The organism is Planctobacterium sp. R6, from assembly GCF_055755215.1.
In genome coordinates this window covers 222,552-244,964 of record NZ_JBVTQY010000001.1, presented here as the reverse complement: position 1 = coordinate 244,964, position 22,413 = coordinate 222,552, and the positions used below count along the sequence as shown (strand labels likewise).

Annotated in this window: 22 protein-coding genes; all 22 read right to left on the bottom strand. The window is 46.9% G+C overall.

Annotated features, from left to right (window positions below; genetic code table 11):
* Positions 1–10: 10 nt before the first annotated feature.
* Positions 11–1,438: a mannose-1-phosphate guanylyltransferase/mannose-6-phosphate isomerase gene (locus tag AC0J20_RS01090; protein WP_473020276.1), complete on the bottom strand. Its 1,428-nt coding sequence runs from the start codon at positions 1,436–1,438 to the stop codon at positions 11–13.
* A gap of 8 nt (positions 1,439–1,446) precedes the next feature.
* Positions 1,447–2,799, bottom strand: a complete 1,353-nt coding sequence (locus tag AC0J20_RS01085; RefSeq protein WP_473020275.1) for a phosphohexomutase domain-containing protein — start codon at positions 2,797–2,799, stop codon at positions 1,447–1,449.
* Between the two features lie 69 nt (positions 2,800–2,868).
* Positions 2,869–3,360, bottom strand: coding sequence for a chemotaxis protein CheW (locus AC0J20_RS01080; RefSeq protein ID WP_229529420.1), 492 nt, complete (start codon positions 3,358–3,360; stop codon positions 2,869–2,871).
* A 32-nt stretch (positions 3,361–3,392) separates the two neighbouring features.
* Positions 3,393–4,139, bottom strand: coding sequence for a chemotaxis protein CheW (locus tag AC0J20_RS01075; protein WP_473020274.1), 747 nt, complete (start codon positions 4,137–4,139; stop codon positions 3,393–3,395).
* A complete protein-coding gene (locus tag AC0J20_RS01070; RefSeq protein WP_229529422.1) occupies positions 4,136–4,915 on the bottom strand; it encodes a ParA family protein in 780 nt (259 codons plus the stop codon). The genes AC0J20_RS01075 and AC0J20_RS01070 overlap by 4 nt, the downstream gene beginning before the upstream one ends.
* A 62-nt stretch (positions 4,916–4,977) precedes the next feature.
* Positions 4,978–6,105 carry a protein-glutamate methylesterase/protein-glutamine glutaminase gene (locus tag AC0J20_RS01065; RefSeq protein WP_229529423.1) on the bottom strand — a complete coding sequence of 376 codons (1,128 nt, stop codon included), beginning with the start codon at positions 6,103–6,105 and terminating at the stop codon, positions 4,978–4,980.
* A 32-nt stretch (positions 6,106–6,137) separates the two neighbouring features.
* A complete protein-coding gene (locus AC0J20_RS01060; protein WP_473020273.1) occupies positions 6,138–8,399 on the bottom strand; it encodes a chemotaxis protein CheA in 2,262 nt (753 codons plus the stop codon).
* Positions 8,400–8,413: 14 nt separating this feature from the next.
* Complete coding sequence (locus AC0J20_RS01055) at positions 8,414–9,172, bottom strand: protein phosphatase CheZ (RefSeq protein ID WP_229529425.1); 759 nt, start codon at positions 9,170–9,172, stop codon at positions 8,414–8,416.
* Positions 9,173–9,205: 33 nt separating this feature from the next.
* Positions 9,206–9,589 carry a chemotaxis response regulator CheY gene (cheY, locus tag AC0J20_RS01050; RefSeq protein WP_229529426.1) on the bottom strand — a complete coding sequence of 128 codons (384 nt, stop codon included), beginning with the start codon at positions 9,587–9,589 and terminating at the stop codon, positions 9,206–9,208.
* Positions 9,590–9,632: 43 nt separating this feature from the next.
* Positions 9,633–10,358, bottom strand: a complete 726-nt coding sequence (locus AC0J20_RS01045) for an RNA polymerase sigma factor FliA (protein WP_229529427.1) — start codon at positions 10,356–10,358, stop codon at positions 9,633–9,635.
* Positions 10,355–11,221 carry a MinD/ParA family protein gene (locus tag AC0J20_RS01040; RefSeq protein ID WP_229529428.1) on the bottom strand — a complete coding sequence of 289 codons (867 nt, stop codon included), beginning with the start codon at positions 11,219–11,221 and terminating at the stop codon, positions 10,355–10,357. Before AC0J20_RS01040 ends, AC0J20_RS01045 begins: the two co-directional genes overlap by 4 nt.
* The gene (gene flhF / locus AC0J20_RS01035; RefSeq protein WP_229529429.1) at positions 11,218–12,606 is read right to left on the bottom strand and encodes a flagellar biosynthesis protein FlhF; all 1,389 of its coding nucleotides are present in this window, start codon (positions 12,604–12,606) and stop codon (positions 11,218–11,220) included. Before flhF ends, AC0J20_RS01040 begins: the two co-directional genes overlap by 4 nt.
* A gap of 27 nt (positions 12,607–12,633) precedes the next feature.
* A complete protein-coding gene (flhA, locus tag AC0J20_RS01030) occupies positions 12,634–14,733 on the bottom strand; it encodes a flagellar biosynthesis protein FlhA (protein ID WP_473020272.1) in 2,100 nt (699 codons plus the stop codon).
* A 105-nt stretch (positions 14,734–14,838) separates the two neighbouring features.
* Positions 14,839–15,960 (bottom strand): flagellar biosynthesis protein FlhB, encoded by a 1,122-nt coding sequence (flhB, locus tag AC0J20_RS01025; RefSeq protein ID WP_473020271.1) that lies wholly within the window; start codon positions 15,958–15,960, stop codon positions 14,839–14,841.
* An 18-nt stretch (positions 15,961–15,978) separates the two neighbouring features.
* The gene (gene fliR / locus AC0J20_RS01020; protein ID WP_473020270.1) at positions 15,979–16,761 is read right to left on the bottom strand and encodes a flagellar biosynthetic protein FliR; all 783 of its coding nucleotides are present in this window, start codon (positions 16,759–16,761) and stop codon (positions 15,979–15,981) included.
* Between the two features lie 4 nt (positions 16,762–16,765).
* Positions 16,766–17,035: a flagellar biosynthesis protein FliQ gene (fliQ, locus tag AC0J20_RS01015; RefSeq protein WP_229529433.1), complete on the bottom strand. Its 270-nt coding sequence runs from the start codon at positions 17,033–17,035 to the stop codon at positions 16,766–16,768.
* 6 nt (positions 17,036–17,041) lie between these two features.
* Positions 17,042–17,794 carry a flagellar type III secretion system pore protein FliP gene (gene fliP, locus AC0J20_RS01010; RefSeq protein ID WP_473020269.1) on the bottom strand — a complete coding sequence of 251 codons (753 nt, stop codon included), beginning with the start codon at positions 17,792–17,794 and terminating at the stop codon, positions 17,042–17,044.
* Entirely contained in the window at positions 17,778–18,170 is a 393-nt protein-coding gene (fliO, locus tag AC0J20_RS01005) for a flagellar biosynthetic protein FliO (RefSeq protein WP_473020268.1), read from the bottom strand. The genes fliP and fliO overlap by 17 nt, the downstream gene beginning before the upstream one ends.
* Before the next feature lie 43 nt (positions 18,171–18,213).
* On the bottom strand, positions 18,214–18,642 hold the full coding sequence (gene fliN / locus AC0J20_RS01000) for a flagellar motor switch protein FliN (RefSeq protein WP_229529436.1): 429 nt from the start codon (positions 18,640–18,642) through the stop codon (positions 18,214–18,216).
* Positions 18,643–18,661: 19 nt separating this feature from the next.
* Positions 18,662–19,726 (bottom strand): flagellar motor switch protein FliM, encoded by a 1,065-nt coding sequence (fliM, locus tag AC0J20_RS00995; RefSeq protein ID WP_473020267.1) that lies wholly within the window; start codon positions 19,724–19,726, stop codon positions 18,662–18,664.
* Positions 19,727–19,756: 30 nt separating this feature from the next.
* Entirely contained in the window at positions 19,757–20,293 is a 537-nt protein-coding gene (gene fliL / locus AC0J20_RS00990) for a flagellar basal body-associated protein FliL (protein WP_473020266.1), read from the bottom strand.
* An 85-nt stretch (positions 20,294–20,378) separates the two neighbouring features.
* Positions 20,379–22,376 (bottom strand): flagellar hook-length control protein FliK, encoded by a 1,998-nt coding sequence (locus tag AC0J20_RS00985; protein ID WP_473020265.1) that lies wholly within the window; start codon positions 22,374–22,376, stop codon positions 20,379–20,381.
* Between the last annotated feature and the right edge of the window lie 37 nt (positions 22,377–22,413).

The following is a 22,413-nucleotide window of genomic DNA, read 5'->3' as shown; positions in this document are numbered from 1 at the left end:
AATCACCATACTACTCTCTGTTGTAGATATCCTCAAAGCGAACAATATCGTCTTCACCCAGGTAAGCACCACTTTGCACTTCGATCACCTTCAGTGGCAGTTTGCCCGGGTTGCTCAGTTGATGTTTTACTCCCACCGGAATATAAATAGACTCATTCTCCGCAAGAATTTTTTGTTCTTCGCCTAAAACCACAAGAGCGGTACCTTCAACCACCACCCAATGTTCAGCCCGGTGATGATGGAGTTGCAGGGATAATGAGGCGCCGGGTTTCACCAATAGCTGCTTAACCTGATAGCGTTCACCGTTTTTAATGGCATCATAGCTGCCCCATGGTCGGTGCACAATCCGGTGATGCAAACGCTCCTTTCGGCCCTGTTGTTGCAGTAATTCCACCACCTGTTTAACACCCTGCGACGCTTTTTTATCGACAATCAATAAGGAATCATCGGTATCAACAATCAACAGATCATTCACGCCCACTATCGCCGTTAGTTTTTCGTGAGAATGCACCAGACAGCCCGAGCTATCCTGACTGATAACATCTCCAATCAGCAAATTATCGTCCTGATTTTTTTCTGCCTGTTGCCAGATAGACTCCCAACTGCCTATATCGCTCCAGCCCACATCCAAGGCAACAGACACCACGCGTTCTGATTTTTCCATTAACGCATAGTCTATGGAAATATTTTCACATTGCGCAAAAGCCTCCGGGTCCAGTCTTAAAAAGTCCAGATCCTGCTTCGCAACAGCAATCGCCTGAGCAGTATTCTCTACAATGCGACTTTCGGTTTGGTTGAGTTCGGCTAACAATACATCAGCACAAAACATAAACATGCCGCTGTTCCACAGATAATTGCCATCCGCTAAAAATTTGCATGCGGTATCCAGGTCAGGCTTCTCTACAAACCGGTTTACTTCAAAGCCATTGCCAACCGGCTTGTCAGAAGTATGAATATAGCCGTATCCAGTCTCTGGTTTATCAGGTGTGACGCCAAAGGTAACCAGATAACCACCTTGACAGATTTCGATTCCTTGCTCCAGCGCCTTAGTAAACCCGCTAACATCATTGATCATATGATCGGCAGGGAATACCGCTATTATAGCGTTTTCATCAATTCCCCTGGCCACATGAGCCGCAGTAGCAATGGCGGCCGCCGTATTTCTGGCAACGGGTTCTAATATGATTGCCCGTGGTGTAATGCCCACGGCCTGTAATTGTTCGCCTACGATAAAACGATGTTGTTCACTGCAAACTATAATTGGATCACCAAAAGAATGGGTTCTCATTGCAGCCAGTTGCAACATGGTATTACCCGCCCCCGTTATGTCGATAAACTGTTTGGGGTATTGTTTTCTCGACATTGGCCACAATCGGGTACCGGCGCCGCCGGAGAGGATCACCGGGATTACGCTTTGTTTTTCTTTAGGTAACGTCATTTCTTTTTTTAATTTCCTATTAACGACGAAATTTCAGACACTTTCTGCTTTACTAATCCCGCATTGCGATGTGATTCTACATTGAGTCTGAGTAACGGTTCTGTTGCAGAGCCTCTTAAATTGAATCGCCAATCTTCAAATGTCATGCTTAAGCCATCGAATGTATCATAGCTTTTGGCTTTTTTCTGATATGCCAGCATCACTTTATTTAATTCATCTGTGACATTCGCAACTTTAAAATTGATTTCACCCGACGCAGGAAACTGTTGTCTCATTGCGGCCACTTCCTCAGACAGCGTCTTCCCGCTTTGACTCAACAATTTTACCACTAACATCCAGGGGATCATGCCACTGTCGCAATAACCAAATGATTTAAAATAATGGTGGGCAGACATCTCTCCGCCATAAATGGCATCATTTTTGCGCATCGCAGCTTTGATATAGGCATGTCCGGTGAGACTTCTCACCAACCTGCCCTGATACTTTTCGACGATATCCCGGGTATTCCAATATACTCTGGGATCGTGAACGATGGTGCCGCCGGGGTTATCCAGTAAAAAAGATTTTGCCAATAGCCCGACAATATAAATGCCATCAATAAACTCACCTTGCTCATCAAACAAAAAACAGCGATCAAAGTCGCCGTCCCAGGCAACTGCAAAATCAGCCTTATGCTCAAGAACTTCCTCAGTGGTTTTATAACGGTCAGCTTCCAACAAAGGGTTTGGTATACCATTGGGAAAGGTCGCATCAGGTTCGTGAAAAAGTTTACTAAACTGGATGGGTATCTGATTCAGTGCAAAAGCCTCTTCAAGAGCATCTATTACATGCCCTGCCACACCATTGCCGGCATTCACTACTATTTTTAATGGCTTCACTTTGACCGGCACAATGTAACTCATCAGGTGAGCCACATAAGCAGGCAAATGATTATAAAGTTCCAGTGTTCCTTTAACCGCCACAGGTGGAAAGCACTCGTCCTGAGTGTATTGTTTTACCTGTAAAAACTCATCGTCTGAAAAAGGCCTTGCCTTCTTACCTACAAATTTAATACCGTTATATTCAATGGGATTGTGGGAAGCCGTGACTTCGATTCCCAAATCCGTGTCTAAATGCTGACAGGCGAAATACACTTCCTCAGTACCGGTTTGGCCGATGTCATAAACCTTAACGCCCTGGTGTAGCAGCCCCTTTATCAGTGCCTGCTTCAGCCTGGGGCTGGATTCCCTGGCATCACTACCTATCACAGCGGTCGCCGCTGATTTTACCTTTGCCAGAGATTGTCCCACCCGAAAAGCTATTTCTTCGGTTAATTCAACATCAACAACACCGCGAATGTCGTATTTCTTAAAACACGCCACATTTTACTCCAACACAAAAAAGCCGTCCCAAAGACGGCTTAGCACTGATAATCAACATCAGCCCGATGATTACATCTTGGAAATTTCGTCCCATTCGTCATCGGTCAGTAATTTATTAAGGTCCACTAAAATGAGTAATTCGCCATCGCGATTAGAAACGCCCTGAATAAACTTAGCACTTTCTTCGGTGCCTACATTCGGTGCACTGTCGATTTCTGAAGAACGCAGATAAACCACTTCCGCCACGCTGTCCACCAGAATACCGACCACCTGCTCGTCAGACTCAATGATCACGATACGAGTGTTATCGGTGATATCTGTCGGTGGAAGACCAAATCTGGCACGGGTATCAATGACAGTGACGACATTACCACGCAGATTAATTATACCTAATACATAATCAGGTGCGCCCGGTACAGGGGCAATTTCGGTATAACGCAATACTTCTTGCACCTGCATTACATTAATACCGTAAGTTTCTTCTCCTAAACGATAGGTTACCCATTGCAGTACCTCGTCGTTTAAATCTTCAGCTGTATTTGAACTTCTTTCATCACTCATATGAGGTGCTCCAGTATAAGCGTGTTAACCTGTTAATCGTTACTACCAAGCCCTTTATTAAGCATTTTAATCAATTGCTTAACATCGAGCATAGCACACATTTTTTCTTTAACCATGCCGGCAAGCCAAGGGCGCTTACCGCCAATGTCTCGCCACTTAACATCTTCAGACTGCAATGTTACCGTATTAACCAACTCTTCACAGGCTAATCCCCAGCCACTATCGCCTAACATGATAAGATATTGATATTTTATCGAATCTTCCAGTATTTCATTGCACTTTTCGGGCATCACCCACTTTGCTGTATCGACCACATTCAACTTTTCTTCACGATAAAGCATGACGCCCATAAACCAGTCAGGCTTTCCGAATAATGGACCGGGCTTCTCCAGGTTGTGAATTCCGCCTAATTCCGTCAAAGGAACCGCCAGGGTTAATCCTGCAACATTAAAAAACAACGACTGAAAACTGCCGGCTATGACCCGCCCATTGATCTCTGTGTCGCCGCCGCCGGCACCTTGCTCAGTCTGCAATTCCGGTTGCGTTTCAACTTTCGGCTCTGCCGGTGTTGGTACAATTACTGGCGCAGTTTTTGTTTCAATAACTGGAAGCGGCTTTTCTACCGAAGGTGCCGCCTTTGGCAATTCCGGCTTAACCCCTTCCAATAACCGGGCAACTGCCTGCTTTTGTACAGTATCTTCAGACGGGGCTTGATCCTCTGTCAGCAAAGCAGAGAGATACTCTTCCATCACATCTTCATTCGCAAAGGACCCGCTCATCGGGAAGGCTCCATAGATTCAACGTAACTGAGTAGACTATTATACGCAAAAACCCCTCTGGATTTAGGACAAAATACCGAAGGTGGCGTTTGTGCCTGACTGGCCTCCCGGAACCGGGTATCCACGGGTATTACGCTCGACCAGACCGACGTGCCATAAGTGGCCCGTAGTTTTTTATAGGCGTCCAGCGCGGCGTTAGTACGCTTGTCGTACATAGTCGGCACGATTGTATGATTAAATTTGGTATTTTGAGATTTTTCCATTATCTCCAGCGTGTGCATCATACGGTCCAGGCCTTTCAGTGCCAGAAACTCGGTTTGTACCGGCACCAGAATACGGCTACAGGCGGCCAGTGCATTGACCATTAGCACCCCCAATACCGGCGGACAATCGATCAACGCAAAATCAAATTCGTCTTTTAACAGGTGCAGCGCTTTCTTTAACACCAATCCCATACCGCCTTGCGAACCTAACTTTCGGTCTAACGTTGCTAATGCCATAGTCGCAGGCAAGATAAACAGCGAGTCTAATTTGGTAGGACAAAGGCAATCCAGTACGCGATCTTTGGTGAGGTTTTTACCTGCCAGAAAAACATCGTAAACACTGGCGCTTAATTCTTCAGAATCAATTCCAAAATAGTAACTCAGCGAGGCATGAGGATCAGTATCCACCAAAATCACCCGCTCACCTCGTTGTGCTAACAATCCTCCGAGGGTCACTGTGGTGGTGGTTTTTCCAACGCCACCTTTTTGATTTGCTACAGTCCAAATGATCACGAATACGGGCTCTTTAAAGACAATTAATATAATGTGATAAGTAATTGTGCATTATGACTGAATTACATCTCTTTCTGAATCATTTCTGCAAAATCCATTAGTGCGATGCTTTTCTCGGCAATCTTTTCACTGGCAACCGCTTGCGGCATACCATAGACCACACTGGAACGCTCATCTTGCGCCCAAATAGTCGCACCACGAGCTTTAAGTTTTTTACAACCTTCTTTTCCGTCAGCGCCCATTCCGGTGAGAATGATACCAAGGACTTCTCCGCCATACAGCCTGGCAACAGAAGAAAACGTCAGATCCACACTGGGTTTGTAAGTAACCAGATCAGAATTGTGTACATCGGTAATGGTAATGGTGGTTCTGGCTGCAGTACCATCCAATAGCATCTGTCGTCCGCCCGGCGCCAGATAAGCGACACCAGGTGTAAGTACATCACCATTTTGAGCTTCTTTAACCTTGATTTCACACATGTTGTTCAACCTTTCGGCAAACGCAGAGGTAAAGGTACCCGGCATGTGTTGCACCAGTAATATAGGATGCGGAAAATCGGCGCGAAACTTTGTCAAAATCGTTTGCAGGGCCACTGGTCCTCCGGTGGAGGTGCCAATAGCTAACAATTTATAGCGCTTACCTGACGCCCTGTAAGCACTACCAACAGATGAACTTGTAACGGGCTCTTTTACCAGTTCAGTGCTGTCTTTGCGTTGTCTTAAAAAGAATGACGTAGGTGCGCTTTTTTCCGAAGGACTTGATGCTGGCGCACGCATTGCTCTCATGCGTAATTTACGTGGCCCTAATGCCTTGACCCGCTGTTGTAACAGATCCACCGCTTCTTTTCTGTCGCGGGCAATATCTTCAAACCGTTTAGGTAAAAAGTCCATCGCCCCGGCTTCCAGCGCGTCCAGTGTCGCCTGAGCACCTTCGTAAGTCAGAGACGAAAACATGATGATGGGTACCGGCTGAGACCGCATGATCTCTTTAACCGCACTGATACCATCCATAACCGGCATCTCGATATCCATAGTAACGACATCGGGATTCAGCCGCTTCACTGATTCAATGGCTTCTTTCCCATTGCGGGCATCCCCGACAACTTCCAAATCAGGGGATTGGTTTAATATTTCCGAAACCCGCCGGCGAAAGAAAGTGGAATCATCAACAACCAGGACTTTATATGGCATTACAGATAGTCATTTCGCAGTTTTGGTTTTACCTACTTTAAAGCCTTTTTTGCATAGCGTTTTAACAAGCTGGGTATGTCCAGAATCAGTGCAATACCACCATCACTGGTGATTGTCGCCCCCGCCATTCCCGGAGTGCCTTGTAATAACGCATCCAGAGGTTTAATGACTACTTCTTCCTGACCAATCAATGAATCAACGACAAAACCCACTTGTTGGGTACCAATTTGAACGACCACAACATGCCCAGATGCTCTGTCTAATTCACCTGGTTTGCGCCTTAGCCACTCGCGTAAATAAAACAACGGGATCGCCTTAGAGCGCACAATCATGGTTAGTTGTCCATCAACCGTATTGGTTTTACTTAGGTCCATGTTAATAATTTCATTAACTGAGGACAGCGGCAGTGCAAACGTCTGCTCACCGACAATAATCATCAATGTCGGCAGAATAGCCAACGTCAGCGGCACCTTAATTTCCAGGCGGGTTCCTTTACCCAGCTCGGAATCAATACTCACAGAGCCGTTCAGCTGGTTAATTTTGGTTTTAACCACATCCATGCCCACACCGCGTCCGGAGATATCGGATATCTCGGTCTTGGTGGAGAAACCTGGGGCAAATATCAGGTTGAACGCTTCAACATCCGACATTCTGGCAGCTGCGTCGGCATCCAAAACACCACGCCGAATGGCGATTTCTTTTAATTTTTCCGGATCCATTCCCTTACCATCATCATCGATGGTTAGCAAAATATGATCACCTTCCTGGGAGGCTGCCAGGGTCACAGTACCTCGTGCCGGTTTACCTGAAGCGACACGGTCATCAGGCATTTCAATACCGTGATCGACTGAGTTTCTCACCAGGTGAACCAACGGATCCGCCAGAGCTTCAACCAGGTTTTTATCTAAATCGGTTTCCTCACCCTTCAGTTCCAGTGCGATATCTTTTTTCAGGCTTCGGGCTAAGTCACGTACCACTCGCGGGAAACGGCCAAAAACCTTCTTAATGGGCTGCATTCGGGTCTTCATAACCGCACCCTGAAGATCGCCGGTGACGACATCCAGATTCGCGATCGCTTTCGACATGTTTTCATCGTTAAGATTAATGCCGAGACTGAGCAACCGGTTACGCACCAACACTAACTCACCCACCATATTCATGATCTGATCCAGGCGTTTTGTATCAACCCTGACTGTGGTTTCTGCAGGTGGCGCGGCAGCGGCAGCTTTTTTGTCTTCTTTCTTAGCTGCTGGCTCCGTTTTAGCGGGCGCAGGCGCCGGAGCAGCTTTGGGCGCAGCAGCGGCTGGAGCGGGAGCAGGCGCTGCTTTAGGCGCAGGTACCGGAGCGGGTTTAGGAGCCGGAGCGGCTTTTGGCGCGGGCGCAGGCGTCACAGGTTTGCTGTCTGCCTCCTCGGCACCAGGACCTTTACCTGATCCGTGTAATTGATCAAGCAACGCTTCAAATTCTTCATCGGTGATATCGTCGTCATCACCTACAGCGACTGCAGGTGCTGGTGCCGGAGCCTTAGCAGGCGCCGGTGCGCTCGCTGGTTGTGCACTGCCGGAATCGGATTCACCGGCAAACTTGCCTTTTCCATGCAACTGGTCAAGCAGCGCTTCAAACTCTTCATCGGTGATGTCTTCATCACCGCCGGCACTATCCGCAACCGGAGCTGGCTTCGCTGAAGCCGCGGCCTCTTCTTTTTTACCTGGTGCACCACCGGAACCGTGCAATTCGTCTAATAGTTGTTCAAATTCATCTTCGGTAATTTCATCAATACCGCCGTCGTCAGTTGCGCTGACACTGTCAGTGTCAAAATCAAAAAACTCGTCATCATCGTCGTCTGTATCGTCAACAGCCGGTACTTCAGGGGCCGGGACCGGTGCAGCGGCTTCATCAGCACTTTCCGGTTGGCTTAACCTATGTAATGTATCCAGCAAGGTTTGATCAGCCGCCTGGAGTGGTTCTCTTGCTTTGACGTGTTCAAACATCTCAACAACCACATCGGTCGCCTGAAGGATGACGTCCATCAGTTCCGGCGTCAGTCGACGTTGACCGTTGCGCATAGTGTCAAAAACGTTTTCTGCGCCGTGGCAAATATCCACTAATTCGGTTAGCGACAGGAAACCCGCTCCACCTTTTACGGTGTGATAGCCTCTGAATATTGCATTAAGCAAATCCGCATCTTCAGGATTATTTTCCAGATCGACGAGTTGCTCTTGTAATTGTTCCAGAATTTCTCCGGCTTCCACCAGGAAGTCCTGAAGTATATCCTCGTCAACATCAAACGACATGCATCAACTCCACGTTAAAAACCCAGGCTCGAAAGCAGATCATCTACATCGTCTTGTCCCTGTACGACATCATCTCTGTCCGCAGCGTCAATAATCGGGCCTTCTGCTTCACTTGCATCTGCCTTCTTCGATTTTTCTACTTTGCCGACGACTTTTTTAAGCTCGGTTTCAGGTTCACCAAACACAGTGAGCATGTTAACGAGACTGTCTTCAACTTCTTTTACAAGTTGAATTACGCGCCGAATAACCTGCCCGGTCAGATCCTGATACCCTTGCGCCATCAGAACCTCAGTTAATAAATCGTTCAATTGCGAAGAATCTTTACTGGCTTGTTCCAAAAAACCGTCAAGTTCATGGCAAAGTGACTTAAATTCACCGAGTTCCAGCTGGCGGGTCATGAGTTTTTTCCACTCAGGCAGAATATGGCTGATGCTTGAATTGATCTTTTCGGCTATCGGCATACTACTTTCAACTGCATCCATGGTTCTGTTTGCAGCCTGCTCTGTCGTTTCGATAACGTAATTCAAGCGAGTTTGTGCATCCGGGATGTCTTCGTTTGCGAGATCAACGATTCGCGAATCAATGTTAAAGGTATTCAATGAATCGTGAAGTTGGCGGGTCAATTTACCCACCTCAGCAAATAACTCCATGGAATCCTGGATTTTGCTGGCTTCAAGTAAGGCCCTGGCGGCCTCATCATCCCCTTGCTCTAAAAATGCAACTAACTGCTTAGCATCTTCAAGCGAAATGGGAGAGCTTTTCTCATTAGTCATTTCAGCTCCGTTTTATCTCAGGACTGTCCTGAACTAACCAAGACGCTCAAAAATTTTGTCGAGCTTCTCTTTTAGCGTAGCAGCGGTAAACGGCTTAACAACATAACCATTTACACCGGCCTGGGCAGCAGCAACAATTTGTTCTTTCTTCGCTTCGGCAGTAACCATCAATACCGGTGTGTGCTTCAGCTTGTCATCGGCCCGAATTGCTCTCAACAAATCGATACCTTGCATGCCTGGCATATTCCAGTCGGTGACTACAAAATCAAAATCACCTTGTTGTAGCATTGGCAAAGCCGTGCTGCCATCATCAGCTTCCTGGACATTGGTAAAGCCGAGATCTTTCAACAAGTTTTTGATGATTCGTCTCATTGTAGAAAAGTCATCAACAACGAGAATTTTCATGTTTTTATCCAAAACCGCCTCCAGTGAGGATTCAATCAAATTTTATTATTATACGCTATCCAGCTTGCCATGCCTGCATTCTGGACTTCAATCTAAGCATAGCCTGACTATGAATTTGGCTCACTCTGGATTCACTAACATCCAGCACTTCACCAATTTCTCTTAAATTCAGTTCTTCATCATAGTACAGAGACAAAACAATTGCCTCACGTTCTGGCAAAGTTGTGATTGCATTTGCCAGTGCCTTTTGGAAGGAACCTTCCATCAGGTCGTCAAAGGGAGTATTTTCCCCTTTGTTCTTATCGGTGGTCAGTACGTCTTCGGTAACACCTAAATCTTCTATGCCAATTATCTTACCGGCATTTACCTCGGACAACATCTGATGGTAATCCGCCAGTGACACCTGCATTTTTTCAGCAACGTCAACATCTTTGGCGTCACCGCCAATTTCGCGTTCGACTTCACTGATGGCTTCAGCGATAGCACGACCGTTTTTGTGTACCGAGCGGGGTGTCCAGTCGCCTTTGCGAATTTCATCCAGCATTGCGCCACGGATCCTGATGCCGGCAAAAGTTTCAAAACTGGCCCCTTTGGTACCGTCAAAATTTCGCGATGCTTCTAACAAACCAATCATACCGGCTTGTATTAAATCTTCGACCAGAACACTGGCGGGAAGTCGGGCCATAAGGTGATGAGCAATACGCTTAACTAAAGGTGCATGTTTTTCGACAAGTAACCTTTTGTCATCATGTTGTTTGTAAGCGTTTGCTTTGCTGTTCACGCCTGATTACTCGCTGCCTGCCGTTTGACCAGTTGTTCAATAAAAAATTCCAGATGACCACCAGGTTGCGCCGGGATCGGCCAGGAAAGCGCCTGCTTAGCCAGGTGGGTGATTGCAAGCGCTGCCGGTGATCCGGGAAATACGTCAACAATGGCTTTTTGCTTGCGCACTGCCTTCCGGATGTTTTCATCATAAGGTACGGTAGCCACCAGTTCCAGCGCGACGTCAAGGAATCGGTTAGTCACTTTTGACAGTTTAGCGTAAAGTTCCTGACCTTCTCTGGCATTTCTGACCATATTAGCCACGATCTTAAATTTAAAGACACCGTGATCGCGGTTCAGTATTTTCATCAGAGCGTATGCATCTGTCAGGGAGGTGGGTTCGTTACAGACCACCATCATAATATCTTGCGAGGCACGGGAAAAACTCAACACCATATCAGAGATACCTGCGGCCGTATCGACCAGCAGTACATCAATTGGAATTTTTAACTCACTAAATGCCCGAATTAGACCAGCATGCTCGGTGGGTGACAACTCGGCCATGTTTTGCGTGCCGGAGGTGGCAGGTGCGATTAAGATGCCGTGCGGGCCTTCAATCAGGATATCTTCCAGGGAGCACTCGCCAGACAATACATGGGATATGTTCTTGCCTACCCGTAATCCCAGCATAACATCGACATTAGCCAGACCCAGGTCAGCATCAAGAACCAGTACTTTTTTACCCAGCTTAGCCATTGCAATTGCGGTATTCAGGGTGACATTAGTTTTCCCTACACCGCCTTTACCACCGGTTATTGCTATGACTTTTGTTAAATTATTTTGGCTCATTTTTCTTAAACTACTCGCCTGGTCCTCAATCATACTGCTACTGCTGAATGTACTGTTCTTTGTTTTGAAGTATGCGGCAATTCATATTTTTTATAAAGCTTTGCTGCCAATGAAATTATATATTTCGCATCTGCTATTTTTATATCTTCTGGCACCTTTTGTCCATCAGTCAAATAAGCAACCGGTAATCTTTCCTGAATTGCGACACTGATAGCCTCACCTAAGGAGAAGCATTCATCAATTTTGGTAAAGATACAACCTTGTACCGGCAATTTATTATAAATACGCAAAGTATGCTCCATGACGTGTCTTTGCGTGTTGGCCTGCAATACCATGTACATTTTGATATTAGCACAAGATGCTTCATTTAAAGTATCTAACTGCTTGATTAATCTTGTGTCTCGCTGTCCAAAACCAGCTGTATCAATTAATACTAACCTTTTATTCCTAAATTGATATAAAACGTCGGATAACTCTTGTGCGTTTGCTGCTTTTTTAACCGTGCAGCCAATAATTTTACCGTACGTGGCTAACTGCTCATACGCCGCAATCCTGTAACTGTCGATTGTTACCAGTGCAACCTGATCAGCGCCGTAACGTTTTGCATACTGAGCCGCCAGTTTAGCAATGGTGGTGGTTTTTCCTGTGCCTGTGGGACCAAGAAATGCCATCACGCCACTTTGCGTCAGAATATCGTTACGGGTTGTCTTAAGTCTATTAGCCAAAAGTTTGAGGATAAACAACCAGGCTTCTCTTTCATTGGCACTTTCCGGCGCGTAGGAAACCACATCTTCAGCCAGTTCAGAGCAAATGCCCATGGCCTCCAGGCGGTCAACTAAATAAGATTGCAACGGATGACCTCTGCGATGCTCCTGTTTTAGAAGTCCCCCTACCTGGAATTGCAACACATTGCGCAATGATCTCAACTCTTCCTGAATAGATTGGATCGCTTTGTCACCTGATTGCAGACTGACTGAAGTCGAATTATTCTGGGATGGTTTTTCTTTAACCTGTTGCATGCTGTCTGGTGCGGCCGCACTGGCTACCGCCGGACGCGCGGGTTCTGCAACAAGTTGTGTTTTTGCTTTCGAATAGGTATTGGTTTCAGGTTCACTGCTGAATCCGGCGACACCTTGTTTTTCCAATAGCTCTTTGAGGCTGTCAGCGCCGGAATCGCCAATAATTTCACTCAACGTAGGCGTCCCATTGCCCGAGGGTTTCGCCAAAGTGGGCGCCTGTTGCGACTCTGTCATTTTGGGTGCGGGCTTTTTGACAGGCTCATTATCATAGGCGGCAACAATTTCAACACCGTCAGCGACTTTTTTATTGGACATGATAACCGCATCACCGCCCAGCTCCGCTTTAACCTCATTTAAGGCCTCGTGCATTGTTTTCGCAAAAAATCTTCTAATTTTCATTTCATCACCTCAGGTATTGGTGCCTGGTTATTGTCCTATCGCACTGACAATTTTTATTTGTTTGTCGTCCGGAACCTCTTGATAAGACACCACATGCAATCCTTGTACCATATGCTTAAGGAATCTTGACAGAACGGGGCGTAGCATTCCTGATGTCAGTAACACGGCAGGCTCACCCGCCATCTCTTGCTGTTGCGCCGCCTGATTCAATGAGTTTTGTAAATTCTCCGCCAGGCCAGGTTCTATACCGGCTCCATCTTGTCCGCCTGCCTGCAACGACTGATGTAACATCTGCTCCAGCTCCGGAGAAAGCGTGATAACCGGAATTTCTTTGGTACCGCCATTGATTTCCTGAACAATAAGGCGTTTTAGTGCGATGCGAACAGCAGAAACCAGAACGTCGGGATCTTGACTCTTAATGCCATACTCAGACAAGGTCTGAATAATAGTGCGCATATCGCGAATTGGCACACCTTCGTAAAGTAGCGTTTGTAATACCTTCACCACAGTGCTGAGTGGTAAGATATCTGGTACCAGGCCTTCTACCAGTTTAGGATTAGATTTCGCCAACATATCCAGCAACTGTTGCACTTCTTCGTAGCCCAATAACTGATAAGCGTTGTTAGTCAGAAGCTGACTAAGATGAGTGGCCACCACTGTGGCGGCATCAACGACCGTATAGCCCAGGGTTTGTGCGTGTTCCCGCTGAGAAGGCTTGATCCACAATGCGTCCAACCCGAATGCGGGATCTTTAGTGGCTGTGCCGTTTAATTTGCCAAATACCTGCCCGGGGTTAATGGCCAGCTCTTCATCGTGATGAATATCGGCTTCGCCCACATTTACCCCCATCATGGAGATGGTGTAGTTGTTTGGTGTCAAATCCAGATTGTCACGGATGTGCACTGGCGGAATTAAGAAGCCTAACTCCTGCGATAGTTTCTTGCGCACCCCTTTGATACGCGTTAACAATTCGCCGCCCTGGGTTTTATCCACCAGCGGAATCAAGCGATAGCCCACTTCCAGACCAATCGTATCCACCTGTTGTACATCATCCCAGCCTAACTCTTTAATCTCTGAAGGCTGCGGAGTTGAATCTTTTTTCTTCTCAACCACCGCAGGTTGCTCAGCTTCTTTTTTGGCACGATATTGCTGATAGTAAGCATAGCCACCGATAATGGCACTGAAGCCTAAAAACGCCAGATGCGGCATACCAGGAACAATACCCATAACAAACAAAATACCAGCAGTAACATACATGGCTTGTGGATTTGCCAGCTGATTTGTTAACTCGCTGCCCATCTCCTGGGTGTCATTCTCCCGCGTCACAATTATGGCGGTTGCAACAGACAGTAACAGGCTCGGAATTTGCGCTACCAGGCCATCACCAATAGTCAGCAGGGTGTATATCTCAATTGCATCACCGAATCCCAGGTCATGCTGGATCATGCCGATAAACAAGCCCCCAACAATATTGATCAGCATGATAAACAAACCGGCGACGGCGTCACCTTTTACAAACTTTGAAGCACCGTCCATCGACCCGTAAAAGTCCGCTTCAGCGGTGATTTCTTCCCGGCGTTTACGCGCTTCATCAGAATCTATGTAACCTGCATTTAAGTCTGCATCAATGGCCATTTGCTTACCTGGCATAGCATCTAAGGTAAAGCGAGCACTTACTTCAGATATACGTCCTGCACCCGCGGTAACCACTTTAAAGTTGATGATCAGTAAGATGGCAAACACCACAATACCCACTGCAAAGTTACCGCCAATTACCACTTCACCAAAGGCCTGGATCACCTTACCGGCGGCATCACCACCTTCGTGACCTTCCAGTAATACCACCCGTGTTGACGCAATGTTAAGGGCCAGCCGCAATACTGTGGCGATTAACAGTACCAGCGGGAAAATCCCGAAATCTACCGGGCGCTGAGTAAACACACACACCAGGATGACGATCAGCGACAAGGCAATGTTAAAGCTAAACAGGACATCCAGCAGAAATGCCGGCATAGGTAAAATGACCATCCCCATGATGGCTAAAAGCACCATAGGCGTCCCCAGCCCGGAGGTAATTTCTTTTAATTTGTTTTGGTCTATGCGATTGAAATAAGTGGCTACTGACATATCTGCATGTTAATTATTTGACACAACTGCGGATATTCAGCAATAACCAGGCCAACACCGTAATTTGGACAGACTATCCCCTTTAAGAAGGTAAGAATGGTGCTATTAGTGCCTGAGTTCCGGTGGAATTGGCAGATCCTTAGCTAATGGTTTAGGGCGATGACCACGGCCCGATTTAAACCGTTTTAGCTGATAAACATAGGCCAACACCTGCGCGACAGCCTGAAACAACTTTTCGGGAATTTCTTCATCAATTTCCGTGGTGTAATATATGGCCCGGGTTAACGCAGGAGAGGCCAGCAAGGGAACGCCATTACCTTCTGCGATTTTACGAATATGCATCGCCAGTTCATCTGCCCCTTTGGCTACGACATAAGGCGCTCTGTTGCCTTCCTGATCATATTTAAGTGCCACAGAATAATGAGTCGGGTTGGTGACCACCACATCCGCTTTGGGCACTTCCTGCATCATACGCCTGGCGGCCGCCTGATACTGTAATCGCCGGATGCGACCTTTAACCTGCGGATCCCCCTCTGCATTTTTACGCTCGTCTTTGACTTCCTGTTTACTCATTTTCATTTGTTCATTGTGGGTATAACTCTGATACGGCACGTCAAAGGCCGCAATAGGGATCAGGGCACAACAAATGATAATAAAGGTCCAGCCAATTAAATCCAGGGCGTGAAACAGGCTATTGGGAAACAATTCCTGATCCAGGTGCAAGGCTTCTTCCATATAGTAAGCCAGCATCACATAAGTCACGGCTGCTACTATGCCAAATTTGGCAATCGCTTTGAGTAGCTCGACCAACCCATTGACCCCAAACATGCGCTTTAAGCCATTGATAGGACTCAGGTTTGAGGCGCGAAAAGAAGCGGTATACCAGGTAAAATTGAACCCACCCAGAGCAATACTGCCATAAACACCCGCAGCGCTGACTATCAGCAAAAAGGTCAGGATGGGTACCGCGATTACGTCCAGTGCCCAATCAAGAGAATTGAGCATATGGGTGTAGTCATAGGCTTCATCGTGACTCAGATCAAAAAAGCGATGCATAATACCCAGCAACGCCCGACCAATGCCTTCAGCCAGAAAAAATAAGGTAACAGCACTAAAAATCAGCACCAGTACGGTAGATAACTCGCGGCTGCGAGCCAACTGACCTTTTTTACGGGAGTCTTCGAGGCGTTTTGCCGTGGGTTCTTCTGATTTGTCTTCATCAGCCATTGCTTACACTCCTTCTACCTACCCAGGACACACATTCAACAGATTGCACATCAGCTGTTGTGCTCTGTTCCATTGTTGCCCGAAGTGATTGGTGAAGTTGTTTAAGGTTAACCAGATAATGATCAGGCCACCAATTTGCGCAAAGGAAAAACCAATAGTGAATATATTGAGCTGTGGCGCGGCTTTGGTCATTACGCCAAAGGCGAGGTTTATGATTAGTAAGGATACAATAGGGGCTAAAGACAGGGTCAGCGCCGCAATAAACATCCAGGCGCTCCAGTTGACCATGGCTTTGAATTGATCTGCACTCCACCAGGCTTCGCCAATCGGAAAGGCTTCAAAGCTCATTACCAGCATCTGAATCATATTCAAATGGCCATCAAAGGCTAAAAACAGCAATGTAGCTAAGATCAGATAAAACTGACCGACCGCAGGAACGTTGATGCCGTTGACCGGGTCAACAATGGAAGCGAAGCCCAGTCCCGTTTGCATGGCCACAACCTGCCCGGCAATCACGAAGGTTTCCAGTACCAGGGTTGAAATAAAACCAATAGACAAGCCAATAATAACCTGTTGAATGCCCATAACAAAAGTTTCAACAGAAACCGGATCTTTCATGGGGACAGGTGGCACCAAAGGCATGACCATTATGGCCAGAGTCACGGCCAGCAAGACCCGAATGGGGGTTGGAACTGTTTTAGCACTGAGCGCAACCATTGCTCCCAACATGCCACTGATGCGCATAAAGGGTAACGCATAATCAGCAATGGCCTGGATGATTTCGGCTTCGCTGAAATTCATGACGCTAGCCGACGACTTCCGGAATGCGGGCGACAATCTCAAAGGTAAAGTCCATGAGTTTGTTCACCAGCCAATGGCCGCCCCAACTCAGCGCCAGTAAAGTCACCAACAGTCGCGGCAGAAAGTTAATGGTTTGTTCATTGATGGAGGTGGCCGCCTGAAATACCGCCACACATAAACCCACAATCATACTGGGTACAATAATGGCGGACACCAGCAGGATCACCATAAACAGAGCGTCATTCAGAATATCAACAAAGACCTCAGGACTCATAGCGCCTTACCCCATACCGTAACTGTTGACCAGGGTGCCAAACACCAGATTCCAACCATCCACTAAGACAAACAGCATCAGTTTAAAGGGTAACGACACTATCATGGGGGACAACATCATCATACCCATTGCCATGAGGATTGACGCCACCACCAGATCCAGGATGAGAAAAGGAATAAACAGCATAAACCCTATCTGGAAAGCAGTTTTCAACTCACTGGTGATAAACGCCGGGATTAACACTGTCATGGGGACTTCTTCCGGGGAGCTCACTGAGTCTTCAATATTCGCCATTTGCACGAAAGTTTGCAGGTCTTTGATACGGGTCTGAGACAACATAAAAGCACGAATGGGAATTATGGCTTCATCAATAGCTACTCTGGCGGTCATTTCCTCCTTCAAATAGGGCTGCAAGGCTTTGTCATTCATCTCTTCAAATACCGGAGCCATAATGAACATCGTCAGGAACAACGTCAGGCCAATCAGTATCTGATTGGAAGGTGACTGTTGCAGACCGATCGCCTGGCGCAAAATTGACATCACGACAATAATGCGGGTAAAACTTGTCATCATGATTAAAAACGCTGGCAGCAATGACAGCGCCGTCATAATTCCCAGTACCTGCAGGGTCATGGTGTAATCCTGCGTACCATCGGGATTGGTGGTGACCGTCAGCGCCTGAATTCCAGGATTGGCCCATGCTGATTCAGGGAATATTGCTACCGTCAACAGCAGTAACAGGCTAAGTATTTTTATCATTGGTTTCGCCCTGAAGCTTTTTTTGTTGTTGTAAAAATCCGGCAAATGTTTGTTTTAACGACTCTTCTTTGCGAATTGCAGAAATTGGGGTCTCCAGTTTCGCCAGGTGATTTATATTGTGGCTGGTCACGCCCACCAGATGTTGCTCGTCACCAACCTGAATAACGGCTATCCGTTCCCGGGTGCCTACCATCATGCTGGCAACCGTTTTGATTTGCCCACCAGAACTTTGCACACCAGAAAAACGGCGCATAATAAAAGCCAATAACAGGATTACGGCTATCACCAATAGTAATGAAAATCCTACAGATAACCAGGCAGACAGTGAGGTACCAGGGGCGCTGTCTTGCGCGAAAGAAAAAGGGGAGACTGCCATCAGAAAACTGAATAGCAGCCATACTAACGTCGGAAAATAAGGATTATTTGAGCTTTTTAATACGTTCGATTTGACTGATAACATCCGTTAATCGGATCCCGAATTTGTCATTGACCACTACAACTTCACCGTGCGCAATCAGCGTACCATTTACCAGTACATCAAGTGGCTCACCTGCCACCCGGTCTAACTCCACCACTGAGCCCTGGTTCAATTGCAATAAATTTCTAATACTGATCAGGCTTCTGCCGACTTCCATTGATATAGTGACAGGAATATCCAGAATTGTATCTAGTTTTTTCTCTTCTTCTCCGGAAACGCCACCCGATTCAGAAAATTCATCCAATTCTGCCACCTGCACACCGGACATACCAGAAGCGGCATCGCCAGAAATTGAATCCTCAGATTCCGACTCGGCTTGTTCGGCCATTGCCGCAGCCCAATCGTCCATTGCATCATCTTCACCACTCATCTTGCTTTCCTCTTACTCTTTACAACACTAAATCATCTTCAAGGGTTTGCAGTTCGGCGTCAGAATCTATTCTGCGCCCACCTTTAGTTAACAGGTGTAACTGCGATTTAACCGAAACCGGTCTGGGGATACGCTCTACAATTTGCAATGCGATATTTTCCCTGGAGCGTCCCAATTTACTGCGGAAGGTAGGTAGACCTTCTATCAATACGGTAATGTATTCCGGCATATCTATGGGGATCACATCACCCACTTTCATTTTTACAATGGCTTCCAACGGTAGCTCTAAATCCAACATATGGGTCGTCAGAGCGACGTTTACATCCAAAATTTCATCGCGCAGTGCTTTACTCCAACGCAAATCGGTGTCTTCTTTGTCACTTTGAACACCGGCATCCAGCAACTCGCGAATAGGTTCTAACATGCTGTAGGGCAAAGCTACATGGAAGTCGCCACCGCCACCGTCCAACTCAATGTGAAAGGAGCTAATCACCACCACTTCGGTGGGACTGACAATATTGGCCATTGCCGGGTTAACTTCCGAATCCAGATACTCGAATGACACATCCATCACCGGACCCCACGCTTCTTTGTAATCCTCAAAGATTATTTTCAGCAGCATCTGGATAATACGTCGTTCTGTGGGAGTAAACTCCCTTCCCTCAATCTTAGCGTGGTAACGACCGTCGCCACCAAAGAAATTGTCCACCAGGATAAATACCAGTCGGGCTTCCATGGTGATCAGACCGGTGCCTTTTAATGGACGAAAACGCACCATGTTCAGGCTGGTAGGAACAAACAGGGTGTGAATATACTCACCAAATTTAATCATCTGGATACCGTTGATTGACACCTCTGCAGAGCGCCGCATCATGTTAAACAGACTGACCCGCATGTGCCTTGCAAATCGCTCGTTCACCATTTCCAGGGTAGGCATCCGACCCCGAACGATCCTATCCTGCGACGAAAAGTCATATTCCATCGCAGAGGAGGACATATCCGATTCTTCTACATCCTCTTCTTCAACTTCGTCGACCCCATGCAACAGGGCATCAATTTCGTCTTGTGATAATAAATCGCTCACTGTCTCAGCCTCTGATAACTATCTCGTAATTTACTGCATTACAAAACCGGTAAATAATACCTGCTCAATTACAGGATTACCGGCAATTTCCTGCATCGCTTTTTGTACTTCGCGCAATGACTGCTCTTTCATAGCAATCTTTCCGGCTTCGGTAACCAGATCATCCGCATTGGAGCTACTGAATACCCGCAATAATGTGCCTTCAATCATAGGTATATGCATTTTTGCCGTTTCCTCGGCATCAGTGCCCCGCACCATTAATTGCACTTTAATTTGCACTAACCGGTCGCGTCCGGAGCCGGTAACATTGAATACAAATGGCCGAGGCATGGCAACATAAAGTGCCGTGCCAACATTCGTGCTACCAATACCACTCACCTGCTGTTGTTGCTGCTGTGCAACTTCTTCGGTTTCTAATTCATCCAGGGCAGATTCATCGCTACTATCCCCCAACAGAAAAAATGCAGCCGCGGCACCAATGATCACTACGACAGCGGCGGCGATTATAATCATCATCTTGCCTTTTTTCGGGGCGCTTTCTTCCATTTGTAGTTCTTGTTCAGCCATTTTCTGGTTCTCTGCTAGTTAATTAGCTTTATTATGGATAACACCCTATGTGTAACGCAACATCCTGGCGCAATCTATCCACGATTTAAGCAAAATAATCAATTCCTTCCGGTTTATCGACGGTTACTGAGCTAACATCGCTATTAGATTCGGCTTCCAGGTCATCCATTGCTTCTTGCCCTTTACCTGAAGCAAAGTTTTGTCCATCGCCCTCTCCTTTTTGACCCTGCTGTTCTTCATGCACCGAAGACTGGCCTAATTCAATCCCCTGCTGTTCCAGTAATTCTTTCAAGCGGGGCTGGTTTTGTTCCAACACTTCACGAGCGGCCTGAGATTGAACCACCATACTCACGGAGGCAGAATCGCCTTGCATACTAATTTTAATTTGCATCTGACCCAGCTCTGGTGGATCCAGTCGGATATCCGCCACCATATTCTTCTGGTTCATCATCACCTGAACTTTATTGGCCAGCTCCTGGGCAGCTTCCGGCTTTTGGATATTTACCGCTTTGTCGAACGCCTGATTTTGCAAAGTTTGCTGCTGTGTTTTTTGTGCCTCTACCTGAGCCGCATTTGACTCACGCGTAGCCACGCTGTTGTTAAAGCTGGTAAGCATGCTTTCCCGGGCTTGTGTATCCAGTCCACTTTGTGTCTGAGCCACACTTACCATCTGTTGCAACGCACTACCTATACGCTTTTCCAGTGCGATGCCATCCACGGCGCCAGCTTCAGCCTGCATCGCCTCTGCCACGACTTTACTGATATTAATACCAGGTTCATGCCCTGCTTTTAACTGCTCTTTAAATTCGGCGGTCACATTTTTCAGACTATCCAGAAACTTCTTACCCGCCTCGGTTTGCCCAACATCAGAAGACTCGATTCTGCGAGTCAGATTATCAATGGCGGCAATTTTACCTTCAACAGATTCAGAAGCCTTGTCTAATTCATTTAACAGCTGAGTCAAATTCAACTGCTCCTGTTTAATCGTTTCCTGATCTGACAAGGTACTGGAAGCTGTATTTTCTCCACCTTGCAGGCTCACTTCAGGTTCAGGTTGAGGCGAAGGGATAGGCGCAGTTTCTGTGTCTGTTCTGACCTCATCTTCCACTTCTGTTACCAGTGTCTCGTTGAGTAAATCCGCAGGTGATTGCCCCTGGCCTTCATGCTCAGTATCTTCTCCATCCGACTGCGTCCCTGACGTTGGCGCCGACTGCGCAGCCAACTCTTCCAGGCTTACTGTATTTTGACCGCCAGGTTCATTATTTTGTTCAGCCAATAACATTAGCAATGCCACGTCCTGGGGGTCGGGCTCTTCTACTTTCAATATGTCAGACATCATTTGCTTTAGTGCCAGATCATCGTTGAGCAACTGCTTAATTTCTTCATCTGACAGGCTACGGATAGTTTTATCCATCGACTTCATTTGATGCATATCGAGAGGCTGCCCGGCATTAAGCAGTTTGTCTTTAAGCTGCTGTCGCCAATTTTCGGTTTCGGCCGTCAGAAAATTGTCATCGCTACTCGCTTCCGAATCAATTCTGGTTTGAGCATCATCTGAACTCCCAACATCAATAGTGTCATTCGGAATATCTTGCAACAAAACCGACTTGCCACCGTCAGGTGATTCAGGAGCAGGCGCATCTGTTTCAACGTCGGGCTTTACCGTATCCATCTCAATTTCAGATTTTATCGTATCCACTGCCTGAGTTTGTGGTTCGGCGCCGGAATGACCATTCAGTTTTTGAATAATACTGACCCACTCATCATGCAATTCATCACCTTGCTGCTTTTTACCCGGGGTCGAATTACCCGCTTCAGCGCCATCGCTGCCAGGTGATTTTTGCAGTACAAATCCTGACTCAGCCTTGTCACCGGACACAGCTTCACTGGCTTTGCTGGATTTTCCTGATTCAGACTTTACGTCACTGTAACCACGATAACCGGCGTCCGAAGCACCGGCATCAGACCCGCCAATCATGATCTTGGCAAATTCACTACCAGTCCCTGAAACTTCAGGGCTCACATCACCGACAAACAGTTTATTGGCGGCAACATCATTATTAGAAGCGGCAACTTGTTGCATATTTGTTCACCTGATTAAGCCAGAAATTCCGCTTTAT